19 protein-coding genes are annotated in these 21590 nt (G+C 74.9%); 5 read left to right on the forward strand and 14 right to left on the reverse strand.

Going from position 1 to position 21590, the window contains the following annotated elements; all coding sequences use genetic code 11:
* Positions 1–589 precede the first annotated feature (589 nt).
* Positions 590–1651: a tryptophan--tRNA ligase gene (trpS, locus tag M1O15_RS10445; RefSeq protein ID WP_248633133.1), complete on the forward strand. Its 1062-nt coding sequence runs from the start codon at positions 590–592 to the stop codon at positions 1649–1651.
* A gap of 107 nt (positions 1652–1758) precedes the next feature.
* Here trpS and proC read toward each other — a convergent pair whose 3' ends face one another.
* The 6 genes from proC to M1O15_RS10475 all read right to left on the reverse strand — a co-directional run bounded on the left by proC (position 1759) and on the right by M1O15_RS10475 (position 6051).
* Complete coding sequence (gene proC, locus M1O15_RS10450; RefSeq protein ID WP_248633137.1) at positions 1759–2589, reverse strand: pyrroline-5-carboxylate reductase; 831 nt, start codon at positions 2587–2589, stop codon at positions 1759–1761.
* 89 nt (positions 2590–2678) lie between these two features.
* Positions 2679–3416: an ABC transporter permease gene (locus M1O15_RS10455; protein ID WP_248633139.1), complete on the reverse strand. Its 738-nt coding sequence runs from the start codon at positions 3414–3416 to the stop codon at positions 2679–2681.
* A complete protein-coding gene (locus M1O15_RS10460) occupies positions 3413–4225 on the reverse strand; it encodes an ABC transporter ATP-binding protein (protein WP_248633140.1) in 813 nt (270 codons plus the stop codon). The genes M1O15_RS10455 and M1O15_RS10460 overlap by 4 nt, the downstream gene beginning before the upstream one ends.
* 60 nt (positions 4226–4285) lie before the next feature.
* Positions 4286–5032, reverse strand: a complete 747-nt coding sequence (locus M1O15_RS10465) for a class I SAM-dependent methyltransferase (protein ID WP_248633142.1) — start codon at positions 5030–5032, stop codon at positions 4286–4288.
* Between the two features lie 34 nt (positions 5033–5066).
* Positions 5067–5609 carry an MFS transporter gene (locus M1O15_RS10470; RefSeq protein ID WP_248633144.1) on the reverse strand — a complete coding sequence of 181 codons (543 nt, stop codon included), beginning with the start codon at positions 5607–5609 and terminating at the stop codon, positions 5067–5069.
* 127 nt (positions 5610–5736) lie between these two features.
* On the reverse strand, positions 5737–6051 hold the full coding sequence (locus M1O15_RS10475; RefSeq protein WP_248633146.1) for an SH3 domain-containing protein: 315 nt from the start codon (positions 6049–6051) through the stop codon (positions 5737–5739).
* Positions 6052–6231: 180 nt separating this feature from the next.
* Here M1O15_RS10475 and M1O15_RS10480 point away from each other — a divergent pair, with 180 nt between their 5' ends.
* A complete protein-coding gene (locus M1O15_RS10480; RefSeq protein WP_248633147.1) occupies positions 6232–8457 on the forward strand; it encodes a serine/threonine-protein kinase in 2226 nt (741 codons plus the stop codon).
* A 42-nt stretch (positions 8458–8499) separates the two neighbouring features.
* Here M1O15_RS10480 and ilvD read toward each other — a convergent pair whose 3' ends face one another.
* The 4 genes from ilvD to M1O15_RS10500 all read right to left on the reverse strand — a co-directional run bounded on the left by ilvD (position 8500) and on the right by M1O15_RS10500 (position 13158).
* On the reverse strand, positions 8500–10353 hold the full coding sequence (ilvD, locus tag M1O15_RS10485) for a dihydroxy-acid dehydratase (RefSeq protein ID WP_248633149.1): 1854 nt from the start codon (positions 10351–10353) through the stop codon (positions 8500–8502).
* 231 nt (positions 10354–10584) lie between these two features.
* Complete coding sequence (locus M1O15_RS10490; protein ID WP_248633150.1) at positions 10585–11292, reverse strand: TetR/AcrR family transcriptional regulator; 708 nt, start codon at positions 11290–11292, stop codon at positions 10585–10587.
* Complete coding sequence (locus M1O15_RS10495) at positions 11289–12116, reverse strand: sugar phosphate isomerase/epimerase family protein (protein WP_248633152.1); 828 nt, start codon at positions 12114–12116, stop codon at positions 11289–11291. The genes M1O15_RS10490 and M1O15_RS10495 overlap by 4 nt, the downstream gene beginning before the upstream one ends.
* 109 nt (positions 12117–12225) lie before the next feature.
* Positions 12226–13158 carry a Ppx/GppA family phosphatase gene (locus M1O15_RS10500; protein ID WP_248633154.1) on the reverse strand — a complete coding sequence of 311 codons (933 nt, stop codon included), beginning with the start codon at positions 13156–13158 and terminating at the stop codon, positions 12226–12228.
* 39 nt (positions 13159–13197) lie between these two features.
* Between M1O15_RS10500 and M1O15_RS10505 the strand changes: the two genes are divergently transcribed.
* Positions 13198–14085 (forward strand): DUF3109 family protein, encoded by an 888-nt coding sequence (locus tag M1O15_RS10505; protein ID WP_248633156.1) that lies wholly within the window; start codon positions 13198–13200, stop codon positions 14083–14085.
* Between the two features lie 130 nt (positions 14086–14215).
* Here M1O15_RS10505 and M1O15_RS10510 read toward each other — a convergent pair whose 3' ends face one another.
* The 3 genes from M1O15_RS10510 to M1O15_RS10520 form a co-directional block, all read right to left on the reverse strand.
* Entirely contained in the window at positions 14216–15988 is a 1773-nt protein-coding gene (locus M1O15_RS10510) for a BACON domain-containing protein (protein WP_248633158.1), read from the reverse strand.
* 166 nt (positions 15989–16154) lie between these two features.
* Positions 16155–16961: a class I SAM-dependent methyltransferase gene (locus M1O15_RS10515; protein WP_248633479.1), complete on the reverse strand. Its 807-nt coding sequence runs from the start codon at positions 16959–16961 to the stop codon at positions 16155–16157.
* A gap of 7 nt (positions 16962–16968) precedes the next feature.
* The gene (locus tag M1O15_RS10520; protein WP_248633160.1) at positions 16969–17550 is read right to left on the reverse strand and encodes a YciI family protein; all 582 of its coding nucleotides are present in this window, start codon (positions 17548–17550) and stop codon (positions 16969–16971) included.
* A 113-nt stretch (positions 17551–17663) separates the two neighbouring features.
* Between M1O15_RS10520 and radA the strand changes: the two genes are divergently transcribed.
* Both radA and disA read left to right on the forward strand, forming a co-directional pair.
* Positions 17664–19088, forward strand: a complete 1425-nt coding sequence (gene radA / locus M1O15_RS10525; RefSeq protein WP_248633168.1) for a DNA repair protein RadA — start codon at positions 17664–17666, stop codon at positions 19086–19088.
* A 349-nt stretch (positions 19089–19437) separates the two neighbouring features.
* Entirely contained in the window at positions 19438–20562 is a 1125-nt protein-coding gene (gene disA, locus M1O15_RS10530; RefSeq protein WP_248633176.1) for a DNA integrity scanning diadenylate cyclase DisA, read from the forward strand.
* A gap of 57 nt (positions 20563–20619) precedes the next feature.
* Here the strand turns inward: disA and M1O15_RS10535 are convergent, their stop codons facing one another.
* Positions 20620–21486 carry a hypothetical protein gene (locus M1O15_RS10535; RefSeq protein ID WP_248633178.1) on the reverse strand — a complete coding sequence of 289 codons (867 nt, stop codon included), beginning with the start codon at positions 21484–21486 and terminating at the stop codon, positions 20620–20622.
* Positions 21487–21590 lie beyond the last annotated feature (104 nt).

The following is a 21590-nucleotide window of genomic DNA, read 5'->3' on the forward strand; positions in this document are numbered from 1 at the left end:
TTGTCTCCAGCTTAGCAGATCCGTTTTCCGTTTCCGCCACCCGCTGGAGCGGGCTTTTCCGGTCCGTTTCGGCGCTTTCGCGCTTTTCCCTTTCCGGCGGTTCCGACTCTATCAGATCCTTTCGGGCCTGATTCCCAGTCGGAGTGGGATTGCCATCCAGGCCCTGCGGCCCTTCCGACGAGTGAGACTTTAGCGGATTCCGTGGCCCCGACGCTAATCGGGGCTGCGTCCTTTCGAACGCGGATTCCTCATTCCGCAAAGGCGCACGAAAAGCGGCACGACAGAAGTCGTTCAGCTGGTGTGGTTCCTGCGGGATGGTCGTCCGGGGACCAACCTGGGTCGGCGCTCACGTCGGACAACTCGGAGCACACTACGGACCGGAAAAACGGCTGTCAACCCCGGGCCTGCCGCCATACGCTGGGGCGTATGACCTCGCGTACGTGTACCCAGCTGTGGTGGGCCGCCTGACGGCGGCCGCCTGCACATGTGCGCACACAACGGCCGCCGCCTCGGCGGCCGTTCGCGTATCCCCTCCTCGGGGCCGGGCCCGCCGGGTGCGGCGGCTCCGACGGAACGGAGTGGGAGCGGGATGACGCGAGTAGTGGAGTCAGGGGTGGAGCGGGCGGTGGCGCCGGGCTCGGGACGCACGGGCGGGCGCACGTTCAGCGGGGTGAAGCCGACGGGGCATCTGACGCTCGGCAACCACCTGGGGGCGGTACGGGGGTGGGCCGAGAGGGACCAGTACCGGACGGAGTCGCTGTTCTGTGTGGTGGACCTGCACGCGCTGACCGTCGAACACGACCCCGCCCGGGTGCGCAGGCTCAGTCGGCAGGCGGCCACGGTGCTGCTGGCGGCGGGGCTGGACCCGGAGCGGTGCACCCTCTTCGTACAGAGTCACGTGGACGAGCACACCCGGCTCTCGTATCTGCTGGAGTGCACCGCCACCGACGGGGAGCTGCGGCGGATGGTCCAGTACAAGGAGAAGGGGGCCAGGGCGCGGGCGGCCGGGGAGGGCGTACGGCTGTCGCTGCTGACGTATCCGGTGCTGATGGCGGCGGACATCCTGGCGTACGAGACGGACGAGGTGCCGGTGGGTGAGGACCAGACCCAGCATGTGGAGCTGACCCGGGACCTGGCGGTGCGGTTCAACCAGCGGTACGGGCACACCTTCACGGTGCCGAGGGCGACCAGGCCGCCGGTGGCGGCGCGGGTGAGGGACTTGCAGGATCCGGGCTCGAAGATGGGCAAGTCCGGGGCGGAGGCCGGGCCCGGGGTGGTGTTCGTGCTGGACGAGCCGGATGTGGTGCGGCGCAAGGTGATGCGGGCGGTGACGGACAGTGGGACGGAGGTCCGCTACGACCGGGCGGCCGGTCCGGGGGTGGCGAATCTGCTGGAGGTGCTGGCGGCCTGCACGGGCGGGGAGCCGGCGGCGCTGGCCTCGTCGTACTCGTCCTATGGGGCCTTGAAGCGGGATGTGGCGGAGGCGGTGGTGGAGCTGCTGCGGCCGTTGCGGGCGCGGCACGCGGAGCTGGCGGCCGATCCCGGTCATGTGGACCAGGTGCTGAGGGAGGGCGCCGAGCGGGCGCGGGCGGTGGCGCGGCAGGTGGTGGATCGGGCCTACCGGGCGGTGGGCCTGCTGCCGCGGGGGTGAGGCGCCGGGAGTGAGGGGGCGCCCTCCTGGGGCGCCGGGAGCGGTCCGTGGGCGGTCCGTGGGGTGCTCTGCTGCCCTGCGGACCGCTCCGGTGGGGGCTGGGGCCGTCAGCCGTTGCCGCCGGCGAGTTCGCGGCTGCGGTCGCGGGCGGCTTCCAGGGCGGCGATCAGGGCGGCTCGTACGCCGTGGTTCTCCAGTTCGCGGATGGCGCTGATGGTGGTGCCGGCGGGTGAGGTGACGGCCTCGCGCAGCTTGACGGGGTGCTCGCCGCTGTCCCGGAGCATCACGGCGGCGCCGATGGCGGCCTGCACGATCAGGTCGTGGGCCTGGGCGCGGGGCAGGCCGAGCAGGATGCCGGCGTCGGTCATCGCCTCGACCAGGAAGTAGAAGTAGGCGGGGCCGGAGCCGGACAGCGCGGTGGCGGCGTCCTGCTGGGACTCGGGGACGCGCAGGGTCTTGCCGACGCCGCCGAAGATCTCCTCGGTGTGGGCGAGGTGTCCGGCGGTGGCGTGGCTGCCCGCGGAGATGACGGACATGCCCTCGTCCACCAGGACGGGGGTGTTGGGCATGACTCGGACCACGGCGGTGCCGGCGGCGAGGCGTTCCTCGATGAAGGCGGTGGTGATGCCGGCGGCGGCGCTGACCACCAGGCGGTCGGCGGCCACATGGGGGCCGAGCTCGTCGAGGAGGCGGCCCATGTCCTGGGGCTTGACGGCCAGGATGAGGGTGTCGGCGCGCTTGGCGGCCTCGTCGTTGGTGACGGTCTCCACGCCGTAGCGGGCGCGCAGTTCCTCGGCGCGGTCGGTGCGCCGGGTGGTGGCCAGCAGCCGGGCGGTCGGCCAGCCGGCCCGGATCATCCCGCTGAGCAGGGCCTCGCCGATCTTTCCGGTGCCGAGGACGGCCACCGTCTGGGCTGCGGCTGCGACTGTCTGGGTCATGGCTGGATCTCACCTCGCGGGCTCGCGGATGTGCGGTGTGCACCTAGGCACTTATTCGAATGAGTGGCTGGGCGGTGGCCATCCTCGCATCAGGGGGTGCGGCGGCGGAGGGTGGCGGCGCCCAGGGCGAGGCCGAGCAGGGCGCAGCCGGCGACGATGAGGACGTCCCGGAGGAAGTCGGCGGTGGCGTCGGTGTGGCGCAGCACCTCGTTCATCCCGTCGACGGCGTACGACATGGGGAGCACGTCGGAGACGGCCTCCAGGGCGGGGTGCATCCGGTCGCGCGGGGTGAACAGGCCGCAGAGGAGCAGCTGGGGGAAGATCACCGCCGGCATGAACTGGACGGCCTGGAACTCGGAGGCCGCGAAGGCGGAGACGAACAGTCCCAGGGCGGTGCCGAGCAGGGCGTCGAGCAGGGCGACCAGGAGCAGCAGCCAGGGTGAGCCGGTGACGGTGAGGTCGAGGAGCCAGAGGGCGGTCGCGGTGGCGAGGGCGGCCTGGACGGCGGCGAGGGCGGCGAAGGCCAGGGCGTAGCCGGCGATGAGGTCGCCCTTGCCGATCGGCATGGTGAAGAGGCGTTCCAGGGTGCCGGAGGTGCGTTCGCGGAGGGTGGCGATGCTGGTCACCAGGAACATGGTGACCAGCGGGAAGATGCCGAGGAGGGAGGCTCCGGTGGCGTCGAAGACGGCCGGGCTGCCGTCGAAGACGAAGCGGAGCAGGGTGATCAGCACGACCGGGACCAGCAGCATCAGGGCGATGGTGCGCGGGTCGTGGGTGAGCTGGCGCAGTACCCGGGCGGCGGTGGCGAGGGTGCGGGCGGTGTTCATCGGGGCTCCTGGACGGGGGCGGGGGCGGCTGCGGTGGCCTGGGTGTTCGCGGTGTCGACCAGGTGGAGGAAGGCGGCCTCCACGGTCGGGGCGCCGTGGTCCCGGCGAAGGTTCTCGGGGGTGTCGTCGGCGAGCAGCCGCCCGTCGCGCATGAGGAGGAGGCGGTGGCAGCGTTCCGCCTCGTCCATGACGTGCGAGGAGACCAGGATCGTCGTGCCCCGGTCGGCGGCCAGCCGGTGGAAGAGGTCCCACAGGTCGCGGCGGAGCACGGGGTCCAGGCCGACGGTGGGTTCGTCCAGGACCAGCAGTTCGGGGGTGCCGAGCAGGGCGACGGCGAGCGAGACCCGGCTGCGCTGGCCGCCGGAGAGGTTGCCGGCCAGGGCGTCGGCGCGGTCGCTCAGGTCCACGTCGGCCAAGGCGCGGTCCACCGCCGTGGCGCGGGTGGCCCGGTGGGCGCGGCCGGGGTGGAGGACGGCGGCGAAGTAGTCCAGGTTCTGGCGGACGGTGAGGTCGTCGTAGACGGACGGGGCCTGGGTGACGTAGCCGATGCGGTCGCGGAGGGCCGGGTGTCCGGCCGGGCGGCCGAGGACGGTGAGGGTGCCGGTGGTGCGGGCCTGGGTGCCCACGATGGCGCGGAGCAGGGTGGACTTGCCGCAGCCGGAGGGGCCGAGCAGCCCGGTGATACGGCCGGGCGGTACGGAGAAGCCGAGGCCGCGCAGGACGGTGCGGGTGCCTCGTACGGCGGTGAGGGCCTTCGCCTGGATGGCCGGCCCGGTGGCGGGAACGGCCGGTCGGGTTTTATTCATCATGTGATGAATATGGGGCGGAGGAGAGGGCGCCGTCAAGGGACCGGGCGGATGCGGAAGCCGTCAGGCGGTGGGGCGGCGGGTGGTGGTGAGGTGGACGGTGTACGGCTCGACCACCGTGCCGTCGGGGAAGGCGGCGAGCAGCTCGGCGCGCTCGCGCTCCAGGAAGGCCCGGGCGGCCCCGGGGTCGGCGGTGAGCAGCAGGGAGTGGCTGCCCAGGTTGGCGAGATGGGTGTCCAGCGGGACCCGGCGGGACCAGCGGATGCGGCGGTCGGTCCTCGGGGTGCCGGCGGGCAGCGAGCGCTCGCGGCCGTGGGCGCCGTGGGCCGCGCCGGCGAGGTCGCGGCGGAGCCGCTGGTCCTGGGCGGCGACCCAGTCCACGGCGGCGTCGGCGGTGTTCCACCAGAGGGCGAGGGTGCCGCCCGGGCGGAGCACCCGCAGGGCCTCCGGGAGCGAGCGGGCCGGGTCGGTCCAGTGCCAGGACTGGGCGTAGGTCACCAGGTCGGCGGTGGCGGCGGCGAACGGCAGGGCGTCCCCGGTGGCGCGGACCAGCCGGACGCCGGGGGTGGCGCGGCGGAACTGCCCGGCCATGCCCGGCCCCGGCTCGACGGCGGTGACCCCGGCCCCCCGGGCGCACAGCAGCCGGGTGGCGATACCGGTCCCGGCACCCACATCGAACACCTCGGCCCCCTCCAGGGGGCGGCCGGCGAGCTCCTCGACCGCGTCGAACAGGGCGGGCGGGTAGCCCGGGCGGGCCGCGTCGTACCGGGCGGCGGCGGTGTCGAAGGAGAGGGCGCGGGAGACCGTCATCCGCTGAGTCCTCCCCGGACGCGCGGAGGTGCCCTCAACGGCGGCCCTTCCGGGGCCGGTTGCCCTTGGTGCCGCGGGCGGCCGGGTTGCCGGTGCGGGTGGCGCGGCGCTTCTCGTAGGCGGCGCGGGCGGCCTCGTACTCGGAGCGCAGCAGCTTCTCGCCGGGGGCCTCGGTCAGGGACCGCAGGAAGTAGGCGAGCAGCGAGCCGACGAAGCCGATCAGCTTCAGGCTGCGCAGGGAGTCCTCGCGGGCCGGGTCGGCCGGACGCCGGGTGAAGCCCTCCCAGGTCTTGCGGAACGCGATCGCGCTGCACACCGCGAACATGACGACGACCAGGATGCCGACGAAGCCGCCGACCTCGGCGAGGGTGAGCCCCTGGTAGGCGAAGCGGAGCAGGAACCCTCCGGCGACGGCCGCGCCGAGCGAGCCGACGGCGACCGCGGCCCGGCGCAGCCCGTAGCCGCCGTCGTGTTCGACCCAGGTGGTGCCGAAGAAGCGCAGGGGTTCGGGCCGCGGGCCCGCCGGGGTGGTGGGCTCGGTGGCCGCCTGGTCGCGGTGGGGGGTCTGCTCGCTCACGGTGCCGATTATCCCCGGGACGGGACGAGCGGCCCCGGCCCGTACGGATAGCCCTAGGGGCCGTACGTGTGGAGGGTGCGGCCCCGGGCCCGTACGCGCAGGGGGTGCGGGCCCGGGGCGCGGTGCGTCAGGTGCAGCGCTCGGCCACGTAGCCGTCGCTGCCCGTCCGTACGTAGGCGTCGGCGACCCACTCGCCGTTGGCGATGTTGTCCCAGAGGTTCGAGGTGCCGTACGGGCCGGCGACGGTCTGGCCCGGCCGCTGGCAGTTGATGGGCACCGAGGAGCCCTCCGGCAGCACCCGCACCAGGCTGTACTGGGTGCCCGGACCGCTGCGGACGTTCAGCCGGCAGTTCGGGGCCACCGGATAGCGGCGGACCCCGGACGTCGTGGCCGCCGCTCTGGGCTCGATCGGCACCGGTTCGATGATCTCTTCCAAGGCCATGACGGCCTCCCCCCGTGGTGCGCGTGCTCCCTGCACGCGCGGTGCGCGCAGGCTAGCAACCCCTGGCGGCTTCGTACGAAGGATCGACTAGGCTCCGAGCGTCGCGCCTGCGCGTCCGGTCGGAGCACGGCGACCGGGACCCGGGAGGCGCGCTCGCGGACGAACACACGGGGGTGGGCGATGCCGCCGCTGCGCAGCACCGGGGCTGTTCCGGAAGCGGAGCATCCGCAGTACGCCGGGCAGTACCGGCTTCAGCGCTGCCTGGGTTCGGGCGGCATGGGTGTGGTCCATCTGGCCATCACCGGCTCGGGGCGGCGCCTCGCGGTGAAGACGGTGCACGCCGAGCACGCCGCGGTGGCCGAGTTCAGGGCGCGGTTCCGGCAGGAGGTGGCGGCCGCCCGGCGGGTCAGCGGGGCGTTCACCGCGTCCGTCGTGGACGCCGACCCGGATGCCGAACGGCCGTGGATGGCCACCCTCTTCATCGACGGCCCGACCCTCTCCGAGCGGGTGAAGCGGAACGGGCCGCTGGGCGTGGCGGAGCTGCTGCTGCTCGGTTCCGGGCTCGCCGAGGCGCTGCGGGACATCCACCGGGCCGGGGTGGTGCACCGGGACCTCAAGCCGAGCAACGTCCTGCTCGCCGCCGACGGGCCGAAGGTGATCGACTTCGGGATCTCCCGCCCCGCCGAGGCCGACGGGGAGCTGCGCACCGAGACCGGCAAGCTGATCGGGACGCCGCCGTTCATGGCGCCCGAGCAGTTCCAGCGGCCCCGGGAGGTCGGCCCGGCGGCGGATGTCTTCGCCCTGGGCGCGGTCCTGGTGCACGCGGCGACCGGACGCGGCCCCTTCGACTCGGACAGCCCCTATGTGGTCGCCTACCAGGTGGTGCACAACGAACCGGAGCTGACCGGGGTGCCGGTGGAGCTGGCGCCGGTGCTGCGCCGGTGCCTGGAGAAGGAGCCCGGGCTGCGGCCGTCCCCGGGCGAGCTGCTGGACGCGTTCCGGGTGGTCGGCGCGGGTGGGGAGGTGCCCGCACGTCCCCCATGTGACGAGGACGGCTCCACGGGGGACGGCCCCCTGGACAGCCGGACCATGGCCCTGGGTGCCTTGGCCGCCCGGCGCCCGGTGGATACGGATTCGAGTACGGACCCGTCGACCGGGACCCCCGTGGCCGCCCCGCAGACCGAAGCCCCGAAGCGCCGAGGCGGCCGGGCTCGGGCGGTGACCGCCCTGGCGGCGCTGGCCGCGCTCGCGGTGGCCGCCGCCGGGGTGGTGGCGTTCGCCTCGTACGACCGGGATGACCGGGACGGCGGGAACGACGGAGACGGGAAGCGGCCCGGCACGGTCGTGGTCCGGTCCGCCGGGCAGACCGTACGGCCCTGGGTGACCACCCTCGGGGCGGGCGGCGGGGAGACCCGGGCGCCGCTGTGCACCGCCGCCGACCGGGCCCTGTACTGCGCCGCCCCGGGTGTACGGGCGGCCCGGCTGGGCGCGGCCGACGGGCGCATCGCCTGGTCGGTGCCGTCCGAGGCGGCCGAGCCGCAGACGGCGCCGGTGCTCGCCGGCGGGCTGGTCCGGGTGGCCGAGCCGGGGACGGGGCGGCTGGCCGCGCTGGACCCCAAGGACGGCACCGAGGTCTGGCACGCGGACGCCTCCGCGTATCCGAAGGTGGTGCACACCGACGCGGTGGTGCTGCTGGCCGCGCCGGACGGCCGGGTGCGGGCGCTGGACGGGCGCACCGGCGAGGAGCGCTGGTCGAAGCGGCTGCCGGTGGGCGAGGCGCAGTGGGCGGCGGAGCCGGGCGGCGAGGTCTACGCGGCGGTGGCCGCGCCGGACGGGCGGTCCACCCGGGTGTACGCGGTCGGCGCGGCGGACGGCTCGGTGGACTGGAGCGTCCGGCTGGCCGGGAACCTGGCGCTGGCGCAGGCCTCCGGGTCGGCGGTGCTGCTGCTGTCCACGGACCCCGAGCAGTTCACGGACGCGGTGGTGCGGCTGGACACCGGGACGCACCGGGCGCGGCGGGTGGAGCTGACCGCGCCGGTGGACCAGGCGCAGGCGGTGGCGGCGGGCGGTGCGGCGTATGTGATCGGGAGCGGCGGCTCCCTCGTCGCGGTCACCTGGGAAGGTGACGGCGGCGAGCGCTGGCGGTTGCAGACGGGCGTGAGCCGGGCGTCCCGGCCGCTGGTCGCGGGCGGCCGGGTCTATCTGACGGCGTCGGACGGCCGGCTGCTGGCGGTGGACGCCGGGCGGGGCGTGCTGCTCGGGGCGACCGGGGCCCGGATGGATGGCGGCCGGGGGACCTTCAACGCGCTGCTGCCCGCCCCGGCCACCGGCCCGGGGGCGGTGTACGCGACGGCACCGGACGGCTCGGTCTTCGCGCAGAGCGACCAGGACCCGGCGCGCTGGTGAGCCCCGGGACGTGATGCCCGGGGCCCCGTCGTCGTACGGGGCTCAGCCGAGCAGGCTGACGTCCCGGACGGCGCCCTTGTCGGCGCTGGTGGCCATCGCCGCGTAGGCGCGCAGGGCCGCCGAGACCTTCCGCTCGCGGCCCTTGGGCGCGTACACCCCGCCCAGCGCCTCCCGGCGGGCGGCGAGGGTGGCCTCGTCCACCAGCAGCTCGATCGAGCGGCCCGGGATGTCGATACGGATCCGGTCGCCGTCCTCGACCAGGGCGATGGTGCCGCCGCCCGCTGCCTCCGGGGAGGCGTGGCCGATGGAGAGGCCCGAGGTGCCGCCGGAGAACCGGCCGTCGGTGATCAGCGCGCAGCTCTTGCCCAGGCCCCGGCCCTTCAGGAAGGAGGTCGGGTAGAGCATCTCCTGCATGCCCGGACCGCCCTTGGGACCCTCGTAGCGGATGACCACCACATCGCCGTGGGTGATCTGCTTGTTGAGGATCTTCTCGACGGCCTCCTCCTGGGACTCGCAGACCACGGCCGGGCCCTCGAAGGTCCAGATCGACTCGTCCACGCCCGCGGTCTTCACCACGCAGCCGTCGACCGCCAGGTTGCCCTTGAGCACCGCGAGGCCGCCGTCCTTGGAGTAGGCGTGCTCGGCGGAGCGGATGCAGCCCCCGGCGGCGTCGGTGTCCAGGTCGTCCCACCGCTCGGACTGGGAGAAGGCCTCGGCGGAGCGGCGGCAGCCGGGGGCCGCGTACCAGAGCTCCACGGCGTCCTCGGAGGGCGAACCCCCGCGCACGTCCCAGGTCTTGAGCCAGTCGGCGAGCGAGGGGCTGTGCACGGAGTGCACGTCCTCGTTGAGCAGCCCGGCCCGGTGCAGCTCGCCGAGGAGCGCGGGGATGCCGCCGGCCCGGTGCACGTCCTCCATGTAGTACGTGCGGTCCTTGGCGACGTTCGGCGCGACCTTGGCCAGGCAGGGCACCCGGCGGGAGACGGCGTCGATCTCGTTCAGCCCGAACGGGACGCCGGCCTCCTGGGCGGCGGCCAGCAGGTGCAGGATCGTGTTGGTGGAGCCGCCCATCGCGATGTCCAGCGCCATGGCGTTCTCGAACGCGGCGAAGGTGGCGATGTTCCGGGGCAGCACGGACTCGTCGCCGCCGGTGTAGTAGCGCTCGGTCAGCTCGACCACGGTGCGGGCCGCGTTCTCGTAGAGCGCGCGGCGGGCGGTGTGGGTGGCCAGCACCGAGCCGTTGCCCGGGAGGGACAGGCCGATCGCCTCGGTCAGGCAGTTCATCGAGTTGGCGGTGAACATGCCGGAACAGGAACCGCAGGTCGGACAGGCGTTCTCCTCGATACGGAGGATGTCGGCGTCCGAGATCTTGTCGTTGACCGCGTCGGAGATGGCGTCGACCAGGTCGAGCGTGCGGACGGTGCCGTCGACCAGGGTGGCCCGGCCGGACTCCATCGGGCCGCCGGAGACGAAGACGGTCGGGATGTCGAGGCGCAGCGCCGCGTTCAGCATGCCCGGGGTGATCTTGTCGCAGTTGGAGATGCAGATCAGGGCGTCGGCGCAGTGCGCCTCCACCATGTACTCCACGCTGTCCGCGATCAGGTCGCGGGAGGGCAGGGAGTAGAGCATCCCGCCGTGGCCCATGGCGATGCCGTCGTCCACCGCGATGGTGTTGAACTCGCGCGGGATGCCGCCGGCCTCGGTGATCGCCTGGGAGACGATCCGGCCGACCGGCTGGAGGTGGGTGTGGCCGGGGACGAACTCGGTGAAGCTGTTCGCCACCGCGATGATGGGCTTCCGGCCGATGTCCGCGCCCGGTACACCGGAGGCGCGCATAAGGGCGCGGGCGCCCGCCATGTTGCGGCCGTGGGTGACAGTGCGGGACCTCAGCTCGGGCATCGTCGCTCGCTCCTCGTGTGAAGACAGGCTCCCTTCGAGCCTCCTTCGAGCGTACGCCCCGCCTCCAAGCTCTGGACACCTCGTCCGGATGGCGGGACGGGGTGCTCGCTGAGCGGTACGGGGCCGCGGGCGCCTGTACGGGGATGGGGCGGGTGTACGAGGACGGGGCCGTCGTCTCGTACGCGGCGGGGGCCGTCGTCTCGTACGAGGACGGGGCCCCGGCTCGTACGGCTACGGGCCCTCGGGGCGTACCGGCTCCGGCCCCGGACCCGGCCCCGCTTCCGTCTCCGTCCCCGTTCCCGGGTCCGAGGGGTCCGCTCCCGGGTCCGAGGGGTCGGGGGCGGTCAGATAGCGCTGGAGGGTCGGAGCGACCAGGGCGATGATCCGCTCCGGGTCCGCGGAGGCCATCGGCTCGACCTGGATCACATACCGCAGCAGCGCGATCCCGACCATGTGCGAGGCGGCCAGCTCGGCCCGGAACCGGGGGTCGGGGACGTCCAGTTCGCCGGCCACCCGCTCCAGCAGCCGGCGCAGCAGGAAGCCGCGGAACACCGTGGCCGCCGCCTCGTTGGTCATCGCCGAGCGGAGCACCGCCAGCAGCGGGGCGCGGGCGGCCGGGTCCTCCCAGAGCGCCAGGAAGAAGCGGGCCAGCCGCTCCCCCACCCCCTCCGGACCGGCGCCGACCACGGCCGGCACCACCAGGGCGGGCTCGAAGGTGACCTCGATCGCCGCCGCGAAGACCTCGTCCTTGGAGCCGAAGTAGTGGTGCACCAGGGCGGCGTCCACCCCGGCCTCCTTGGCGATCCCGCGCATCGAGGTCCTGTCGTAGCCCCGGGCGGCGAACTCGGCGCGGGCGGCGGCCAGGATGCGCTCCCGGGCGCCGGGGCCGTCCTCCGCCCGCTTGCTGGGGCGGCCTCGCCGGCGGGGCGTCCCGGTCACCGGACGCGGGCGGCGGAGGCCAGATGGAGCCGGGTGAAGGCCAGCGCCTCGGCGAGGTCGGCCTCCCGCTCGGCGGCGGACATCGCGCGCCGGGTGTTGACCTCGATGACCACATGGCCGTCGAAGCCGGAGCGGGCCAAGTGCTCCAGCAGCTCGGCGCAGGGCTGGGTGCCGCGTCCGGGCACCAGGTGCTCGTCCTTGGCGGAGCCGCGCCCGTCGGCGAGGTGGACATGGCCGAGCCGGTCGCCCATCCGCGCCACCATCTCCAGGGCGTCGGTGCGGGCGGTCGCGGTGTGCGAGAGGTCCACCGTGAAGTGGCGGTAGTCGTCCTTGGTGACGTCCCACTCGGGCGCGTACGCCAGCATCTCGCGGTCGCGGTACCGCCAGGGGTACATGTTCTCGACCGCGAACCGGACGTCGGTCTCGTCCGCCATCCGCCAGATGCCGCTGACGAAGTCCCGGGCGTACTGCCGCTGCCAGCGGAACGGCGGGTGCACGACGACCGTGGCGGCGCCCAGCTTCTCGGCGGCGGCCTGCGCCCGCCGGAGCTTGGTCCACGGGTCGGTGGACCACACCCGCTGGGTGATCAGCAGGCACGGGGCGTGCACGGCGAGCACGGGCACGCCGTGGTAGTCGGAGAGCCGGCGCAGCGCCTCGATGTCCTGGCTGACGGGGTCGGTCCACACCATCACCTCGACCCCGTCGTACCCGAGGCGCGCGGCCACCTCGAAGGCGGTCGCGGTCGACTCCGGGTAGACCGAGGCGGTCGACAGGGCGACCTTCGCGTCCGGGACGCGGACCACGGGTTCCGAAGGATCTGCCACGAGGGACAGCGTACGGGGCGCGGCGGGAGGGCCGTCAGGCGGCGGGTCGGCCCCGGACGGCGCGGCCCGCGGCACGGGGGGTGTGGTTCCCGCCGCCCGGCGGGCGGGCCTAGTCGGCCGGGAGGTGGTCCAGGCGGCGCAGGATGACCCCCTCGCGCAGCGCCCAGGGGCAGACCTCCAGCACCTCCACCCCGTACAGGTCCATCGCCGCCTCCGCCACCAGCGCCCCGGCCAGCAGCTGCGGGGCGCGGGACGGGGAGACCCCGGGCAGGGCGCAGCGCTGCTCGGCGGTCATTCCGGTGAGCTTGGGCACCCACTCCGCCAGTGACGCCCGGCTCAGCTCGCGCTGTACGTACAGCCCCTCGGAGGAGGCCGGGGCACCGGCGATCCTGGCCAGCTGGCGGAAGGTCTTGGAGGTCGCCACCACATGGTCGGGGCGGCCCAGACGGGAGACCTCGCCCACGGTGCGGGCGATCTCGGCGCGGACGTGGCGGCGCAGCGCCTTGACGTCGGCGGCGTCCGGCGGGTCGCCCGGCAGCCAGCCGGCGGTCAGCCGCCCGGCGCCCAGCGGCAGCGACACCGCGGCGTCCGGCTCCTCGTCCATGCCGTGGGCGACCTCCAGCGAACCGCCGCCGATGTCGAGCAGCAGCAGCCGGCCCGAGGACCAGCCGAACCAGCGGCGGGCGGCGAGGAAGGTCAGCCGGGCCTCCTCCGGGCCGCTCAGCACGGTGAGGTCCACGCCGGTCTCCTCGCGGACCCGCTTCAGCACCGAGTCGACGTTGGCCGCGTCCCGTATCGCCGAGGTGGCGAACGGCAGCACCTGCTCGCAGCCCATCTCCTCGGCCGTGCGCACCGCGTCCCGCACGGTGTCCACCAGCCGGTCCACGCCGTGCGCGCCGATCGAGCCGTCCGCCTCCAGCAGTTCGGCCAGGCGCAGCTCCACCTTGTGCGAGTGCGCGGGCAGCGGGCGGGCACCGGGGTGTGCGTCCACCACCAGCAGGTGGACGGTGTTCGATCCGATGTCGAGGACTCCGAGTCTCATGGCAGGAACGCTACTGCCCGCGGCGCATACGCTTGATGTGTGCCAAAGACGAAGAAGGCGAAGTCCGGCAAGACGGCGCCGGAGAAGACCCCCGACCAGGCCGCGCAGCGCGGGCGGGAGCGCAAGCGGGAGACGGTGGTCGTCCCCGAGCCCGCCGCGGCGGTGCCGCCCGCCGAGGACGAGCAGGGGCTCGACTTCGCGCGCGCCTGGGTGGAGTTCCCCGACCCGGCCGACGAGGAGCAGGTGTTCCGCTGCGACCTGACCTGGCTGACCTCCCGCTGGAACTGCGTCTTCGGCAGCGGCTGCCAGGGCATCCAGGCGGGCCGCGCCTCGGACGGCTGCTGCACGCTGGGCGCGCACTTCTCCGACGAGGACGACGAGCGGCGGGTCGCCGGCCATGTGGCGCGACTCACACCGGAGATGTGGCAGTTCCACGAGGAGGGCACGGCCGGCGGCGGCTGGACCCAGCTGGACGAGGACGGTGAGCGGCAGACCCGCCGCTGGGAGGGCTCCTGCATCTTCCAGAACCGTCCCGGCTTCGCCGCCGGCGCCGGGTGCGCGCTGCACATCCTGGCGCTGCGGGAGGGCAAGGAGCCGCTGGAGACCAAGCCGGACGTCTGCTGGCAGCTGCCGGTACGGCGTACCTACGACTGGATCGACCGCCCCGACGATACCCGGGTCCTCCAGGTGTCGATCGGCGAGTACGACCGGCGCGGCTGGGGCCCGGGCGGCCACGACCTGCACTGGTGGTGCACCTCGGCGACCTCCGCGCACGGCGCGGGTGAGCCGGTGTACGTCTCCTACCGCCCGGAGCTGACCGAGCTGATGGGCAAGGAGGCGTACGACGTGCTGGTGGAGCTGTGCGAGGCGCGGCTCTCCTCCCAGCTGCCCCTGGTGGCCCCCCATCCGGCCGACCCGGCCCGCTGAGACCCTCGCCGGGGCGCGCTGCCTCGGCCCGCTGAGACCGGCCATCGGCCCGTTCTCGGTCCGCCGAGGGCGGGCCCCGGGCTGCTGAACCGGTTCTGCCGGCTGGTCGGCGGGTGGCGCGGTGGGCGGATCAGCCGCCGGCCGGCGGGGGGTCGCCGGGGGAGGTGTCGGTGGGGGTGGGGGACGGGTCCGTCGGCGTCGGGGCCGGGGTCGGATCCGTCGAGGGCGGCGGAGTGGTCGGCTGGGTCGGCGTCGGGGTCGGCGCGGGGGTGGTGGGCTCCGGGTCCGTCGGGGGCGGGGTGGACGCGGGCGGGGTCGGGCGGGGCGGTCGCACCGGACCCGGGCGGGGCGGGGTGTCCCCGTGGCCGTCGATCCCGACCACCGCGCCCACCGGGTCCACACCGACCCGCCCGCTCCAAGGACCGGCCGGCTCGCGCTCGTGGTCGACCGAGATGTACACCGTGGCGCTCTGCCCCGGGGCGAGGGTGCCGGAGGTCCGGTCGGCGTAGAGCCAGGGGGCGTCCGTCCACAGCGACCACTCGACCGGGGCGCCGCCGGAGGCGGTGAGCGTGAGCACGGTGGTGTCGCCGCTGTGCGGGCGGGCCGCGACGGTGATCCGGCCCGGGGCGGGGCTGCCCGGGCGGGCCGGCGGCGGGGGCGTGCCGGGCTGGAGCACCTGGACGGCGACCCCGTCGGTCGCGGTGGCGGGCCCTCCGGGGGCGTGCTCGCTACGGGCGCTGGCGGCGTTCTCGTACCGCTCGGGCCTGCCGGAGTCGTCGTCGCGGGTCTCGGACCCCTCGTTGTCGGCGGCGCTGACCGGTGGCCCGCCCCGGGTCTCCCCGGTCAGCGGGGCGCCGCGGTAGGCGGCCCAGAGCGCGATGACGGGCGCGGCCACCACGGTGGCGACCACGGTGGTGGTGACCGCACGGGCCCGCAGCCGCTCCCGGCGGGCCGCCTGGTCCCTCGGGTCGAGCGGGAAGCCGTCCCGGCCGAAGCGCGGCCCGCTGGCGCGGGCCCGGGGCACGTCGAGCATGGCCGCGTAGGCCGCCGCGCGCTCCGCCTCGACCAGCGGCAGCCGGTCCGGGGTGACCGAGGAGCCGGGCCAGGGCCCACCGGCGCCGGCCCGTTCGGCGGCGCGGCGGCAGCGCGGGCAGTCGTCCACGTGCCGGACCAGCTCGTTGCGGAGGGCGGCGGAGAGCAGGACCCGGTCGTCCCCGGCGAGCGCGGAGACCGAGGGGCAGGCGCCGCTGCGGACCACCGCGAGGGCGGCCCGGGTGCGCTCCACCTCGCAGGCGGCGGCGGCCAGCAGCTCCCGGGCGGCGGGCGGCTCGACCCTGAGGACGGTGGCCACCTGGCGGGCGGTGAGCTCGTGGCGGACGGCCAGCTCCAGCGCCTCGCGCTGCTCGGGGGTGGTCCCGGCCGCCTCCGGCCAGGCGAGCAGCGCCAGCTCGCGGCGTCGCTCCTCGGCGACGGCGGCCGAGGACGCGGGGCGGGTGGTGCCAGAGGTGCCCGTGTGGTGCGCGGGGTCCGTGGTGGCCGCTGGGGCCGTACGGGCTCCTGTGCGCCCGGCGTGCGCCCCCTGCCGCGCACTCCGCCGCTCGGCCAGCCGGCGCAGACAGGCCCAGCGGGCGATCGCGTACAGCCAGGCGCGGCGCTCCGGCTCCTCGGTCGGGCAGCGGCCGAACTGCCGCTCGGAGACGGCCAGTACGTCACCGAGCACCGCCGTCGCGGCGTCATGATCGCTCAGTACGGCGAGGCAGTACGTGAACAGCCCGTCGAGATACGGCTCGTACCGCGCGGGCGGACGCTGCGTCAGGGTCCGCGTCCCGCTCCGGGGCGCGCGGCGCGGAGCACGGTGCGCGCCGGTGGTGTGCGTCGGGGAATCCAGCCTGCTGCTCGTCACCTGGTGACCGTAGGCAGCGGGGGGCGGGCCCCTGGCACCCCTGGCGCGGTTTTACTCCTTACGGGTGAACCTATCGCTCGAAAGGGGACAGCAAGCTCTCGCCCCGCCGCCCGTGCGCCCCCCGGACCGCCGACCGCCGGCCTTGCCCGCTCCGTGCCACCCGGCCTCATGCCCGGCCGCACGCCAGGAGCGCCGCGTGCGGAAGGACCAGCACACCGTCCGGCCCGGTGAACTCCGAGCAGAGCGCGTCGAAACGGGCCCTGATCTCCTCGACGACCGCGGCCGGCCGGCTGGTGATGAGCTGCCCGATCGTCGCCACCCCGGCGGCCGGGCCGCTCCACCACTCCCCGGGGGTCGTCCGGTGCTCCCAGCGCAGCGCGGTGCACCGGACGTCTCCCAGGCCCGCACCGCCCAGCAGCGCGGCGAAGCCCTGCTCGGTGCGCGGGAAGTCGTCCTCCGGGGCGAGGGTGGGGAGGTGGGCGGGACGGGTGACCCCCGCCGCCTGGACGGCCCGCCCGAGCAGCGCCTGCCCGGCGGCCGCCGGGGCCGCCCAGACCGTCACCGCGATCCGGCCGCCCGGACGCGTCACCCGGCGCAGCTCCGCCAGGGCCGCCCGGGGCCGTCCGACGTGGTTGAGGACGAAGTTGCCCACCACGGCGTCGAACTCCCCGTCGGCGAACGGCAGCCCGGGCAGACCGGCGACCCGTACGTCGGCCGCCGGTGCCGTCTGCGCGGCGAGCGCGACCATGCTCGGCTCGGTGTCCACGGCCGTCACCGCCGCTCCCCGCCCGCACGCGGCCGCGGCGACCGCACCGCTGCCCGTGCCCACATCGAGGACGCCGGTCCCCTCCCCGACCCCGGCGGCGTCCAGCAGCCGGGGCACCGGGTACGCGCAGAGCTTGGCGAAGCCGGCCGCGTAGGCACCGGCCCGCCCCGCCCAGGCGCGGCGCTCGGCCCGGTCGAAGGCGGTCACCAGGCCCTCAGGTCCGTCGTCCACCGAACTCCCAGTCATGCGCCTCGACCTGGGCGTACCGGTGGTGGTCGGCGGTCAGCCGGCGGCGGGCCGTCTCCGCGTCCGGTGCCCGGACCAGCATCGCCGTCCCCAGCCACGAGGTGCCGTCGTCGGACAGCAGCGGCCCGTACGCGATCAGCTCCTCCCGGTCGGCGGACGGCACATCGAGCCCCCCGACCGGCTGTCCATCGAGGCCGACCGGCTCCGCACCGAGTCCGAGCACCAGGAACCGGTCGCCGCCGCTCGGCCCGCCGGGGAAGTCCCCCATGGTGCGCCCCAGCAGGTTGTGCCAGCGGCGCAGCAGCACGTCCCGGTACGCCCCGGCCTGGTAGCCCGGCTCGTCGAAGGCGAACGCCCGGGCGGCGGCCGGGTCCGGCAGCTCGACGATGTGCACGCTGCCGCTGGGGGTCTCGCCGTCGGCGGCGAAGGTCGGGCCGCGGGCGATCAGCTCCGCCTCGTACCGGTCCAGGTAGGACCAGTGCTCCTCCAGCAGCTCCCGGCGCAGGGCGGCCGAGCCGGGCCGGTCCCGGTGGTAGCAGAAGAACTCCATGGCCCCCGACCCTCTCCCACCGCACGGCCGCCCCTCAACGGAAATAACCGGCCCCAGCCGCCCGGACGCCCGGCCGACGGGGGATGTCAGTGGGCCCCGCTACGGTGTGGCTCATGGCTGCCCGTACGAAATCCGCGAAGGACCGGCCGTCCTACCGCTGCACCGAGTGCGGCTGGACGACCGCCAAATGGCTCGGCCGCTGCCCCGAGTGCCAGGCCTGGGGCACGGTCGAGGAGTACGGGGCGCCCGCCGTCCGGACCACCGCCGCCGGGCGGGTGTCCAACGCCGCGCTGCCCATCGGCCAGGTGGACGGCCGGCAGGCCACCGCCCGCTCCACCGGGGTGGACGAGCTGGACCGGGTGCTCGGCGGCGGACTGGTGCCGGGCGCGGTGGTGCTGCTGGCGGGCGAGCCCGGGGTGGGCAAGTCCACGCTGCTGCTGGACGTCGCGGCCAAGGCCGCGAGCGACGAGCACCGCACGCTCTACGTCACGGGTGAGGAGTCGGCCAGCCAGGTCCGGCTGCGGGCCGACCGGATCGGCGCCATCGACGACCACCTCTATCTGGCCGCCGAGACCGACCTGTCCGCCGTGCTGGGCCATCTCGACGCGGTGAAGCCCTCGCTGCTGGTCCTGGACTCCGTGCAGACGGTCGCCTCACCGGAGATCGACGGCGCGCCCGGCGGCATGGCGCAGGTGCGGGAGGTGGCGGGCGCGCTGATCCGCGCCTCCAAGGAGCGCGGGATGTCCACCCTGCTGGTCGGCCATGTCACCAAGGACGGCGCCATCGCCGGACCCCGGCTGCTGGAGCACCTGGTCGACGTGGTGCTGCACTTCGAGGGCGACCGGCACGCCCGGCTGCGCCTGGTGCGCGGCGTGAAGAACCGCTACGGGGCGACCGACGAGGTCGGCTGCTTCGAGCTGCACGACGAGGGGATCACCGGCCTCGCCGACCCCAGCGGGCTGTTCCTCACCCGGCGCGCGGAGGCGGTGCCGGGCACCTGCCTGACGGTCACCCTGGAGGGGCGGCGCCCGCTGGTCGCCGAGGTGCAGGCGCTCACGGTGGACTCGCAGATCCCCTCCCCCCGGCGGACCACCTCCGGTCTGGAGACCTCCCGGGTGTCGATGATGCTGGCGGTGCTGGAGCAGCGCGGCCGGATCAGCGCGCTCGGCAAGCGGGACATCTACAGCGCCACGGTGGGCGGGGTGAAGCTCTCGGAGCCGGCCGCCGACCTGGCGGTGGCGCTGGCGCTCGCCTCGGCGGCCAGTGACACCCCGCTGCCGAAGAACCTGGTCGCCATCGGCGAGGTGGGGCTGGCCGGGGAGGTGCGCCGGGTCACCGGGGTGCAGCGCCGGCTGGCCGAGGCCCACCGGCTGGGCTTCACCCACGCCCTGGTGCCGAGCGACCCGGGCCGGGTGCCGGCCGGGATGAAGGTGGTCGAGGTGGCGGACATGGCCGACGCCCTGCGCGTACTCCCCCGTGGCCGCCGCCCCTCCGCCGCTCGGGAGGAGGGCGCCCGCCGGGAGGCCCCCGCCGGATGAGCCGGTGTCCATGCGGTTCCAGGCCGGGGCCGCGCCCGATTCATCCGTAACGTCCGGTCGGTGGTGGATCGTCGGCGGGTCGGCACCACCCGGAGGTGGGGTCGGCGGGGTGGCCTGGGTCACGGGTCGCCGCAGGGGCTCCGGCGCCGCGGCTCAGCGGCTCCAGGGCGTGCGCGGACGCTCCGACCGCAGGTGGCGGGCGGGTTCGGAGGGCCGGCGGTGGGGAAGGCCGTCGGGCACGAGACCGTGTGCGCGGGTGAACCGGTCGGGCTCGGGGCGGACCCGGGCACGGGCGGGGTCGCTAGACTTTGCCCCGGTCTCGCCCATCCGTACGAGCCGGAGGAGTGCAGTGGCAGCCAACGACCGGGCATCAGCGCCCGGAAAGTCCGGCGGAGGCTCCGGCAACGAGGCGCTGATGCGCGCATCCCTGAGCGCGGTCGCGCCGGGTACGTCCCTGCGGGACGGCCTGGAGCGCATCCTGCGCGGCAACACCGGCGGTCTGCTGGTCCTCGGCATGGACAAGACCGTCGAGTCGATGTGCACCGGCGGCTTCGTCCTGGACGTGGAGTTCACCGCGACCCGGCTGCGCGAGCTGTGCAAGCTGGACGGCGCGCTCATCCTCGACAAGGACATCACCAAGATCCTGCGCGCCGGTGTGCAGCTGGTGCCGGACGCGTCCATCCCCACCGAGGAGACCGGCACCCGGCACCGCACCGCGGACCGGGTGTCCAGGCAGTGCGGCTTCCCGGTGGTCTCCGTCTCCCAGTCGATGCGGCTGATCGCGATCTATGTGAACGGTGAGCGCCGGGTCCTGGAGGAGTCGGCGGCGATCCTGTCCCGCGCCAACCAGGCGCTGGCCACCCTGGAGCGGTACAAGCTGCGCCTGGACGAGGTGGCCGGCACGCTCTCCGCGCTGGAGATCGAGGACCTGGTCACCGTCCGGGACGTCACCGCGGTCGCCCAGCGGCTGGAGATGGTGCGCCGGATCGCCACCGAGATCGCCGAGTACGTGGTGGAACTCGGCACCGACGGGCGGCTGCTCGCGCTCCAGCTGGACGAGCTGATCGCGGGCGTCGAGCCCGAGCGGGAGCTGGTGGTGCGGGACTACGTGCCCGAGCCGACCGCCAAGCGGTCCCGCACGGTCGCCGAGGCGCTCACCGAGCTGGACGCGCTCACCCACGCCGAGCTGCTGGAACTGCCCATCGTGGCGCGGGCGCTGGGCTACAGCGGCTCGCCCGAGACGCTGGACTCGGCGGTCTCGCCGCGCGGTTACCGGCTGCTGGCGAAGGTGCCCCGGCTGCCCGGCGCCATCATCGAGCGGCTGGTCGAGCACTTCGGCGGGCTGCAGAAGCTGCTCGCCGCGAGCGTGGACGACCTCCAGACCGTGGACGGCGTCGGCGAGGCCCGGGCCCGCAGCGTACGGGAGGGGCTGTCCCGGCTCGCCGAGTCCTCGATCCTGGAGCGGTACGTCTGACCCGCTGAGAGGCTCAGTCCTCGATCCTGGAGCGGTACGTCCGACCCGCTGGAAGGCTCAGTCCTTGGCCAGGGCGAAGGAGGCGGGGAGCACCTTGACCCCCGGCACGGCCGCCTCCACCAGGTAGGTGCCCGGCTTGGCCGCCGAACCGGGGCCCTCCTCGGCGCACTTGGGGGTGGAGCCGCGGCGGTCCCACTCCACGACATGGGTGACGCTGCCGCCGGCCGGGACGCGCACCATCAGGGTGGCCGCCCCGCGCGGGCAGTGGTCGGAGGACCACACGTCGTCGTCCTCGGCGCTGATGGTGAGCACCGCGTTCTTCGGCCCGAGGTCCGTCTTGCAGGTGGTGGCCGAGGTGTTGCGGGCCACCAGCCGGAAGGTGGGCTTCTCGTCCGGCGCGTAGCGGACCTTCTCGGTGGCCAGGGTCACCCGCAGCGCGCCGGCCGGGCAGCCGGGCAGCGGTGAGTCGGCCGGGACCTGCCCGCCCCCGGCGGCCGTACCGCCGGAACCGGCCCCCGCCTGCGTACCCCCGCCGGAACCGGCCCCACCGGTACCACTGGAGCCGGAACTCCCGGACCCGGAGCCGGTGTCGGAGCCGTCCGACCCGCCCTGGCCGCCGTCCGCGCCGGAACCCGCGCTGTCGCCGTTCTTGCCGGAGTCCCCGCCCGATCCGCCGGACTCCTCGCGGCCGCCCGGCGCCTCGCTGATCGCGGGCCCCGAACCGGACGGGCCGGGTGTGATCGCGGACGGTCGGGGCGAGGCGCCGTTGCGCGCGTCGTCGCCCTTGCCACCGCCCCCGCCGCCGGAGGCGACGGCCCACACGACCAGTACGGCCACCAGCAGGCCCAGGCTCGCCGCGACGGCCCTCCGCCGCCAGTAGATGGAGGAGGGAAGCGGCCCGACCGGATTGCGCAGAGATCCCACGGACCGAACTGTACGAGAGATCGACGCCAACTCCCGCGCCACCCGCCGCCCGTGCGCGAAGTTTTCCCGATGATCACATCCCGTCCGCACCGCCTCGCGAGGGC

This window comes from Streptomyces lichenis, assembly GCF_023218175.1.
Taxonomy (GTDB): domain Bacteria; phylum Actinomycetota; class Actinomycetes; order Streptomycetales; family Streptomycetaceae; genus Streptomyces; species Streptomyces lichenis.

What these genes read in the sequence shown, in the direction of transcription:
- trpS (WP_248633133.1), top strand. Translation starts at nt 590, where the DNA reads ATGACGCGAGTAGTGGAGTCAGGGGTGGAGCGGGCGGTGGCGCCGGGC.
- proC (WP_248633137.1), bottom strand. Translation starts at nt 2,589, where the DNA reads ATGACCCAGACAGTCGCAGCCGCAGCCCAGACGGTGGCCGTCCTCGGC.
- M1O15_RS10455 (WP_248633139.1), bottom strand. Translation starts at nt 3,416, where the DNA reads ATGAACACCGCCCGCACCCTCGCCACCGCCGCCCGGGTACTGCGCCAG.
- M1O15_RS10460 (WP_248633140.1), bottom strand. Translation starts at nt 4,225, where the DNA reads ATGATGAATAAAACCCGACCGGCCGTTCCCGCCACCGGGCCGGCCATC.
- M1O15_RS10465 (WP_248633142.1), bottom strand. Translation starts at nt 5,032, where the DNA reads ATGACGGTCTCCCGCGCCCTCTCCTTCGACACCGCCGCCGCCCGGTAC.
- M1O15_RS10475 (WP_248633146.1), bottom strand. Translation starts at nt 6,051, where the DNA reads ATGGCCTTGGAAGAGATCATCGAACCGGTGCCGATCGAGCCCAGAGCG.
- M1O15_RS10480 (WP_248633147.1), top strand. Translation starts at nt 6,232, where the DNA reads ATGCCGCCGCTGCGCAGCACCGGGGCTGTTCCGGAAGCGGAGCATCCG.
- ilvD (WP_248633149.1), bottom strand. Translation starts at nt 10,353, where the DNA reads ATGCCCGAGCTGAGGTCCCGCACTGTCACCCACGGCCGCAACATGGCG.
- M1O15_RS10500 (WP_248633154.1), bottom strand. Translation starts at nt 13,158, where the DNA reads ATGAGACTCGGAGTCCTCGACATCGGATCGAACACCGTCCACCTGCTG.
- M1O15_RS10520 (WP_248633160.1), bottom strand. Translation starts at nt 17,550, where the DNA reads ATGGAGTTCTTCTGCTACCACCGGGACCGGCCCGGCTCGGCCGCCCTG.
- radA (WP_248633168.1), top strand. Translation starts at nt 17,664, where the DNA reads ATGGCTGCCCGTACGAAATCCGCGAAGGACCGGCCGTCCTACCGCTGC.